At 58.4% G+C, this 8,200-nt stretch carries 6 protein-coding genes and 1 pseudogene; 3 read left to right on the top strand and 4 right to left on the bottom strand.

Annotated elements, in window-relative coordinates; genetic code table 11:
• Positions 1-366 (bottom strand): annotated as a pseudogene (locus AAC035_RS15555) (M18 family aminopeptidase); the annotation flags it as partial.
• A 48-nt stretch (positions 367-414) separates the two neighbouring features.
• Between AAC035_RS15555 and AAC035_RS15550 the strand changes: the two are divergent.
• A complete protein-coding gene (locus AAC035_RS15550; protein WP_339805742.1) occupies positions 415-1,017 on the top strand; it encodes a hypothetical protein in 603 nt (200 codons plus the stop codon).
• Positions 1,018-1,045: 28 nt separating this feature from the next.
• On the opposite strand, the gene rlmKL is transcribed toward AAC035_RS15550, so the two are convergent.
• Positions 1,046-3,232, bottom strand: coding sequence for a bifunctional 23S rRNA (guanine(2069)-N(7))-methyltransferase RlmK/23S rRNA (guanine(2445)-N(2))-methyltransferase RlmL (gene rlmKL / locus AAC035_RS15545; protein WP_339805740.1), 2,187 nt, complete (start codon positions 3,230-3,232; stop codon positions 1,046-1,048).
• A gap of 347 nt (positions 3,233-3,579) precedes the next feature.
• On the opposite strand from rlmKL, the gene rmf reads away from it, so the two are divergent.
• A complete protein-coding gene (gene rmf / locus AAC035_RS15540; protein WP_339805739.1) occupies positions 3,580-3,792 on the top strand; it encodes a ribosome modulation factor in 213 nt (70 codons plus the stop codon).
• A gap of 358 nt (positions 3,793-4,150) precedes the next feature.
• Here rmf and AAC035_RS15535 read toward each other — a convergent pair whose 3' ends face one another.
• Positions 4,151-5,182: a quinone-dependent dihydroorotate dehydrogenase gene (locus AAC035_RS15535; RefSeq protein WP_339805738.1), complete on the bottom strand. Its 1,032-nt coding sequence runs from the start codon at positions 5,180-5,182 to the stop codon at positions 4,151-4,153.
• Between the two features lie 431 nt (positions 5,183-5,613).
• Here AAC035_RS15535 and AAC035_RS15530 point away from each other — a divergent pair, with 431 nt between their 5' ends.
• Positions 5,614-6,765: a cation diffusion facilitator family transporter gene (locus tag AAC035_RS15530; protein WP_339805736.1), complete on the top strand. Its 1,152-nt coding sequence runs from the start codon at positions 5,614-5,616 to the stop codon at positions 6,763-6,765.
• A 27-nt stretch (positions 6,766-6,792) separates the two neighbouring features.
• Here the strand turns inward: AAC035_RS15530 and AAC035_RS15525 are convergent.
• A partial coding sequence (locus AAC035_RS15525) for a RimK family protein (RefSeq protein WP_339805734.1) occupies positions 6,793-8,200 on the bottom strand: 1,408 nt, incomplete at its 5' end.

Genomic DNA, 8,200 nt, shown 5'->3' with positions numbered 1-8,200 from the left:
GTCACGGTCGAACCAGGGGTTCAGCAGAACGCCCCCGTAAACCTCAACGCCAACCTGGAAGAAACCCTTGCGGCGTAGCTCCGGATTGGGCTTGACCTTCAGGCAGGGGCTGTCGGTGTGGGCCCCCACCATCCGCACGCCGGTTTCCAGTGGTGGCCGCTTGCCCGTGCGGAAGGCGACGATGGAGGAGCCGTTGCGAATAACGTAATAGTCCTTACCCGCCTTCAGTGACCATTCCTCACGCTCGTCAAGCTGCTGGAAGCCGGCATTGGCAAGCATTTCCGCCATGTTTCGGGTGGCATGCCAGGGTGTGGGAGAACGGGACAGGAAGGTCAGCAGATTCTGATTAAAACCGGTGTGTTCCATAGTGTTTCTGGTACGCTCAAAAGCTGATTAACAAGGCCACAGTATGGCATGATGCAGGCCATATACTCTACTTTGGAGCGCCAACCAATGTCCCAGGGCATGCCCCGGTTTCTGGATATCGAATTCTGCCAGACGGATGAACTCTTCTTCCCCACCGCCATGGCCTGGAGCCTTGCCGATGGACGAATGAAAACCGTGGTCATCGAGCCTGATGAAAGCTGGCTGGAAGCGGCCGGACATGAACTGCATGAAGATGAATTACTGTATCTGAAGGAACAGGGTGTACCGCTGATCGAACTGGCCCGGGCGCTGCACGAAGACCTGCCGGACCAGACCGTTTACACCGATGGCCTGGACCCGGACGAAACCCTGGTGGATATGATTTTTGAAGCCGTCGAGATGGACGCCCCCTTCGAACTGGCGCGCCTCGAAGAGCTGATTCCGGGTCTGAGCCGGGACGATATCGAAGACAGCCGGCGGGACATCCTGTTCGAGCAGGGCCTTGAGCCGCAGCTACCGGAAAACGGTGTCTACGCCCTGCTTCTGCTGGCCTATCGCGAAGGCCTGGTGGAACTGGCCGACGCGCCGGCTGAGCCGGATCAGGGGGTCGCGCAGGAAGCCGACGAGAACGACGCGTCCGGCGACTGGTAATACACCGGAAACACCCACCTGAGTCACCTCACGCCGGATGCTGGATATGCCAGCACTGGTGAATCCGCGGGTTACGCTGAAAATCCTTGTCGAGGGTACTGGCACTGACATTGCTGACATCAAAAGCCTCTGACAGGGCTTCGTCCAGCTTGAAGCGCCGGTAATTGGTCGAGAATATCAGCACACCGTCAGTGGTCAGCCTCGCCATGGCCTGACGAATCAGGCGGCCATGGTCCCGCTGAATATCCAGAACGCCTTCCATCCTGGCAGAATTCGAGAAGGTCGGTGGATCCATGAAGATCAGATCGAACCGCTGATCGTCCGGCTTGCGGGCCAGCCATGCCAGACAGTCGGCCTGCTCCACCACGTGATAGGCTGGGTCAGCTTTGTTGAGCGCCAGATTTTCCTGGGCCCATTTCACGTAGGTGTGCGACATGTCCAGACTCAGCGACCGGCTGGCACCCCCGGCAACCGCCTGAACGGTAGCCGCACCGGTGTAACAGAACAGGTTCAGGAAGCGTCGTTTACCGGCATTCTCCTTGATCCAGCGACGCACCGGACGGTGATCCAGAAACAGACCGGTATCCAGATAGTCACGCAGATTGACCTTCAGACGGCTACCCAGCTCGTCCACTGTAAAAAACTCACCACTGGCATCCTGCTTTTCGTACTGACTGGTGCCCGACTGACGCAGGCGCTGCTTGCAGACGATCCGCTCGACAGGCACGCCGATCGCATCCGGAATGACCGCCAGGGCTTCCTGGAGTCGTTCACGGGCACTCTTCTCATCGACGGTCTTCGGAGCAGCGTATTCCTGCACATGAACCCGGTCGCCATAGACATCAATGGCCAGCGCAAATTCAGGCATGTCGGCATCGTACAGGCGATAGCATTCAATATTCTGCTTGCGGGCCCACTGCCCCAGGGTTTTCATATTTTTCCGGAGGCGATTGACCAGCATCTGGGCACGCTCCGGATTGCTGATCCGGGCATTAACCTGGCCCGGCTCGGTGGGGGCTCGCGGTGTCATCTCGTTCTCGGGCTGCACTTCGAACAACAACAACTGCGCCGGGATCTTGCCGTTGATAAAGTTGTACTGGCGGTGACTGCGCAGGCCAATGGATTTACCCAGCTCCGGCGCGCCGGTAAATACCGCCAGCCGCCAGTTCTGGAGATGGGCCTTTACCGCTTCGCCCAGCGCCTGGTAGACCACCCCCAGCTCCGTGCGATCGCTCATTCGTTCGCCATAAGGCGGGTTGGTCAGCACCAGTCCGGACGCCGCCCAGCCACCATCAATTTCAAAGGCTTCAACGGCACGGGACTCTACATGGACGATTCCTTCCAGGCCGGCGCGCGCAATATTGCGCCAGGCAGTCGCCACCACGCGGCTGTCAGCATCGTACCCCGCCAGGCGCGGTACCCTTCCGTTCAGTCCCTTCTCTTTGCCTTCCCAGGCCCTGCGCTCGGCCTCCTGGCGAAGTTCGAGCCAGGTATCTGACTGATGACCGAGCCAGCGCTCAAAGCCGAAACTCTGGCGCAGGCGACCGGGGGCCAGGTCCAGAGCCATCAGTGCGGCTTCAATAACCAGGGTGCCGGACCCGCACATGGGGTCAATAAAGTCGCCGCCCTGTGCCGCAATATCCGGCCAGCCCGCACGCAGCAACAAGGCCGCTGCCAGGTTCTCCCGTACCGGTGCAATGCCCTTCTCCGTGCGATATCCCCGTATGTGCAGACTGCTGCCACTCAGGTCGATGCCGATGTCCAGCTGACCCCGGTGAACCCGGGCCGAGATGGTGATGTCCGGGTCTTTGGCATCCACCGATGGCCGAACCGTGCCCTGGCCCCGAAGGCGGTCCACCACCGCATCCTTGACCCGTTGCGCACCCCATTGGGTGTTGCGAACCAGCTCGTTCTCACCGCTGAAGTTGACCCGGAATTTGCCGGTGACAGCCAGGTGCTCCGCCCAGGGCAGTTCATAGATCCCCTGATAGAAACTTTCATCCGTACGTGCGTCCACCGTTGCCAGGTGCAGAATCACCCGGTTGGCCAGCCGCGACCAGAGGCAGGCCCGGTAACCCTGTTCCAGCGTTCCCCGGGCCCACACACCCGCCGGGGCATTGCGGAAAGGCTCAAGACCGAAACCCGCCAGCTCGTCGTTCAGCAGGTTATCAATCCCTCGCGGGCAGGTTACAAAAAACTCGTGGTGAACTGGCACTGAACAACCTCCGCTTGGGGGAATGCGCGGCCCTGAACCAAAGGGTTGTCAGGGACGCTCTATCAATAACGCTATGGTAACCGACCAGGGGTTATTTCACATAAACATAAGGAACCGGTCATATAGATGAAATAAATACTGTACTCCCACCTCGGGTTCGTCATAGGGTGTAACTGACGCGTCATTTAAGGAAGTGCCAGGCGGCATTTCCACAGGATCCTGACTGCCCTTGCAGGGCCAGCCAGCACCTTGTCCGCCGGTCAGGTGGAATGCTCAGGGGCTGGGCCGGTTTCGGAAGGCAGACGTGTACACGCTTGTTCTGTAAATCCATGTAGGTGAGGAACGGCATGAAAAGACAGAAAAGAGACATGTACGCTCGCGCATTCAAGCGGGGATATCAGGCCGGCGTGTCCGGTAAATCCAAGGACACCTGTCCACTTGATCAGCCGGAGGTTCGCCAGGAATGGTTGAGCGGATGGCGGGAAGGACGCACCGACAACTGGGAGGGTATGACCGGCGTGTCGGGCATCCACCGCCTCGTTGTCAACGGTACAACCTGACGGGCCTGACCCAGGGTATCTCCGGGAGTAATCCGGGCTGAACGAACCAGACGAAGTCTCTTGCGGATTGCACAATCCAGCCACCTGACTCCCATCGCGGATCCGGTGGCCTCGTTCCGGACTCTCATTTCACAATATTGAACATTGAAAGCAGACAGAAAAAAGAAAACTGATATCAGCACGCAACACTGGCCAGAGTTGTTAGAACGCTGAAAGCAATACCAGGGGCGCACCGGCTCCCCTACAACAATCGCCGGCAACCATAATCGGGTCCACCCGACCCGTATAAGGCACAGTCAATGTCGCCACGGGGTTCATTCCCCGCACGGGCCCGCTCTGCGGGCCCTTTCTTTTTGCCTCAGCGCCTGTCTGTCGGCAACGCCCTGATCGCTTCAACCGCTTCCCCGACCAGCGCAGGACCCCGGTAAATAAATCCCGTGTACACCTGCACCAGACTGGCACCGGCCTGAATCTTCTCGGCCGCGCTATGGCCGTCACTGATACCACCCACACCGATGATCGGCAGCACTCCGGCAAGCTCACTGCTGAGCTGTCTGATAATGCGCAGCGATGGTTCACGTACCGGGTCACCGCTGAGTCCGCCAGCCTGTCCGGCGTGCCGGTGTCCCTTTACGGCGTCTCTCGCCAGCGTGGTATTGGTGGCAATAACCCCGTCCATACCACTGTTTTTCAATGCTTCGGCCACAAACCTCAGTTCACTCTCATCCATATCCGGAGCGATCTTCACCGCCACGGGTACATACCGCCCTGAGCGCTCCTGCTGGGTCTGCTGCTCCTGTTTGATTGCCTCAAGCAGGCGTAACAGGGAATCACCGAACTGCAGATCCCTCAGACCGGGAGTATTCGGGGACGACACATTACAGGTGATGTAGTCCGCGTGATCATAAACCGCCGCAATCCCTTTGCGATAATCCAGCGCCGCGTCTTCCGCCGGGGTGTCCTTGTTCTTGCCCACATTAATGCCAAGCACACCGCCATAACGACGGCCGGCAACCCGGCTCACCAGATAATCCAGCCCCTCGTTATTGAAGCCCATCCGGTTAATGATCGCGTGGTGCTCCGCCAGCCGGTACATCCGCGGCAAGGGGTTGCCAGGCTGAGGCAAGGGCGTGACCGTACCCACCTCAATAAATCCAAAACCCAGCGCGCCCAGACCCGCCAGATGGTCGGCGTTCTTGTCGAGCCCTGCAGCAAGCCCCACCGGGTTCGGGAACTCGATCCCCATAACCTTAACGGGCAACGGTTGTGGAGGCACCACAAAGGCCCTGAGGAGCCCCAGGGAGGCAGCGGCATCAAGTCCGGAAAGGGCCAACTTGTGCGCCGTCTCCGGAGGTAAGGTAAAAAGCAGCTTGCGTAGCAGGCTATACATGAGCAGGCATTCCTGATGGCAGAAACCGGTACAAGATCACACTATCGCTATTTGGTAATATGCGAGCGTCAAAATCAGCGCCAGTGAGTATAACTGAAGTTTTCCACAGTCGCCGGTACTTCATCCGTGTGAACGCTAAATGACTGTCTGGTGAAGGTCTTGTGACCTTTTCCACGAAAACTGTGGATAACTCTGTGGAAAATCCGGGTTCAGAAGTGCCGACCCCTTGCCTGCCGGCGCCCTCTACAGATTGATCATTTTTTAACCAATCAATTAGTCTTTTATTTTCAAAAATTTATAATTTACTCAGCAAGGCCTGACGGCTTAAACTAACATCCTGTAACGTACAGGCCAGTGCTGCCTGTTGTGCATAAAGTGTACGTAAAAATTGCATGAGTACCCTGATTTCGTGCCAAAAGGAATCTCAGAACATGGCCCATTCCCACTCCCCCCCGCGAAGTCAGAAAGCCGAGTTTCAGGCTGCCTCCAGAGTGACCATCATTGGCATGATCCTGGACGCCGTGCTGGGTATTGCCAAGGTCATTGGCGGTCTGCTTTACAACTCCCAGGCGCTGCTGGTGGATGGTATCCACTCGTTTACCGATGTGGCTTCCGATCTCGTTGTGCTGGTCGTCATGAAATTATCCCGCAAAGCTCCGGACCTGGATCACCCCTATGGCCATCAGCGCATAGAAACCCTGGGCACCATGGTACTGGGCAGTTTCCTGATCGCCATCGGGGGCGCCCTCGCCTGGGAGAACACCTTACGTCTGATTCGGGCAGAAGAGCTACTGGTGCCGGGGTGGCCGGTACTGATCCTGGCTTCGGTGTCCGTCCTCGGCAAGGAATGGATTTACCGGTATACCCGCCGGGTGGGGGAAAAGATACGCTCGGACCTGATCATTGCCAACGCCTGGCACAGCCGAACCGACGCCTTTTCCTCAGTGGTGGTGGTTCTGTCCACCGCCGGCGCCATGGCCGGGTTTCCCTGGCTGGACGCGGTGGCGGCCATCGTCATCGCGGTGATCATCGCGAGGGTTGGCTGGCAGTTTACCTGGGACAGCGTCAAGGAGCTTGTAGACACCGGCCTGTCAGCGGAGGATACCCGTCAGCTGACCGAGATTGCGGCGGGCACCGAGGGTGTGCGCAATGTTCACCAGCTCCGCAGTCGCAAGATGGGACACGACATCCTGCTGGACGTTCATCTGCAGGTAAAGCCGGAAATCAGCGTATCTGAGGGTCATCAGGTCGGTATGGAGGTGGTTCGACGCATGCGGGAAGTAGTCGACCACATTCAGGACATCAGTTTTCATATCGACGCAGAGAACGACGAAACCGCCTACCCCACAACCGACGCCCTGCCCTCAAGACAGGATGTACACCAGATCCTGCAGGAGCGCCTTGGCCTGACCGGCGAGCACCCGCGCCTGCGGCTCCATTACCTCAACAACCGAGTACACCTGGAGCTGTTCTTTGAACCGCCAGCGTCAGACATTGCCCTGTCACAGCAGGAAATCGAACAACGGCTGGCGGACCTGCCCTGGCTGGGAAGTGTCAGGGCCTGGCGCACCCTTGACCAATAGCTCCGGTCAGCACGCCGCTGTTCAGGCTCAGCGGCGTTTTTCCTCCATTCTGGACAGAAACTCCTGCATCACCAGGGTGTAGAGTTCACCGCCCAGAAACTTGTCCTCAACACCGGCGTCAATATTCGGATTGTCATTGACCTCAATGACCGCCACCCGGTTGCCGGCCTGTTTGATATCGACACCATAGAGTCCGTTGCCGATCAGCCGGGTTGAATTGAGCGCCGCCTGAATTACGTTACGGGGCACTTCGTAGGTGGGCAGGGTAGCGAATTCGCCACTGTCGACCTGCTTGGCCTCGCCGTGCTGGTAAATCTGCCAGTGCCCTTTCACCATGAAATATTTGCAGGCGAAAATGGCACGGCCGCCGAGAACGCCGATGCGCCAGTCGTATTCGGTGTAAAAATATTCCTGGGCCAGCACCAGCGCGGATTGTTTGAACAGACTCTTCAGTGCGTCCTTGAGCTCCTTGTCGTTCTCGGCCCGCAATACCCCCTTGGAGAAGGCACCATCCGGAATCTTGACCACCACCGGAAAGCCGAGCGCGTCCGCCACCTGTTTCGCCGCATCTTTCTGGTCACGGGACAGAATGAGGGTCTTTGGTGTCGGAATCTTGTTGATTCGCAACAGGTCAGCCAGGTAAACCTTGTTGGTGCAGCGCAGGATCGACACCGGATCATCAATAACCACCAGCCCCTCAGCCTCCGCCTTGCGGGCGAAACGGTAGGTGTGATGATCGATGGCGGTGGTTTCCCGGATAAACAGACCGTCATACTCCGGCAGGCGCATGTAATCCCGGCGGGTTATCTGCTCCACATTGATGCCCAGCTTGCGACCCGCCTTTTCGAATTTTTCCAGCGCCTCCTTGTCACTGGGCGGCAACTGCTCGTCGGGGTTCACCAGAATGGCCAGATCAAAACGGTACCGCCGCCGGGTTCTTGGCTTGCGCCAGACAATGCTGCTGAAACGATCCAGTGCCGCTGCAAACACATCCTGCTCAGCCTCGGACAGATCCGCCGGACCCGTGGGCTTCATGGTTTCTATCTGCCAGGTTTTACGGCGACGGAACACCACCTCCAGAATCGGACAGGGGAAGCGCTCGAACAGGGCCCGGGCCACCGGCTTGAGCTCCGGCTGTGAGGCCTGCCCGAAAAACGTTCGAATCCGGACCTGATGGGTGGCCTCCTGAGGGTCTTCACCGGGCTTGAGTTTGGAAGCGGCACTGTCGAGCCAGCGGGTCACTTCCGGATCCAGTTCATCCAACTGCAACGAAAACAGGCCCTTGCGGCCAAGGTCGTTGAGTGTCATCACCGAAGGCACAACGTGATGGCCCCGGGCCTCCGCCAACAGCGAGCAATAATAGCCCTGGCTCAGATATTTCGCGCTCTGACACAGGTTGATGACCCTCACCCGGCTGGCGGGCGGAGCTGAGAAC

Source organism: uncultured Marinobacter sp., from assembly GCF_963974375.1.
Lineage (GTDB): Bacteria > Pseudomonadota > Gammaproteobacteria > Pseudomonadales > Oleiphilaceae > Marinobacter.
Note: the sequence above shows the minus strand (reverse complement) of the source record. Positions and strands in the feature narration are given on the sequence as shown.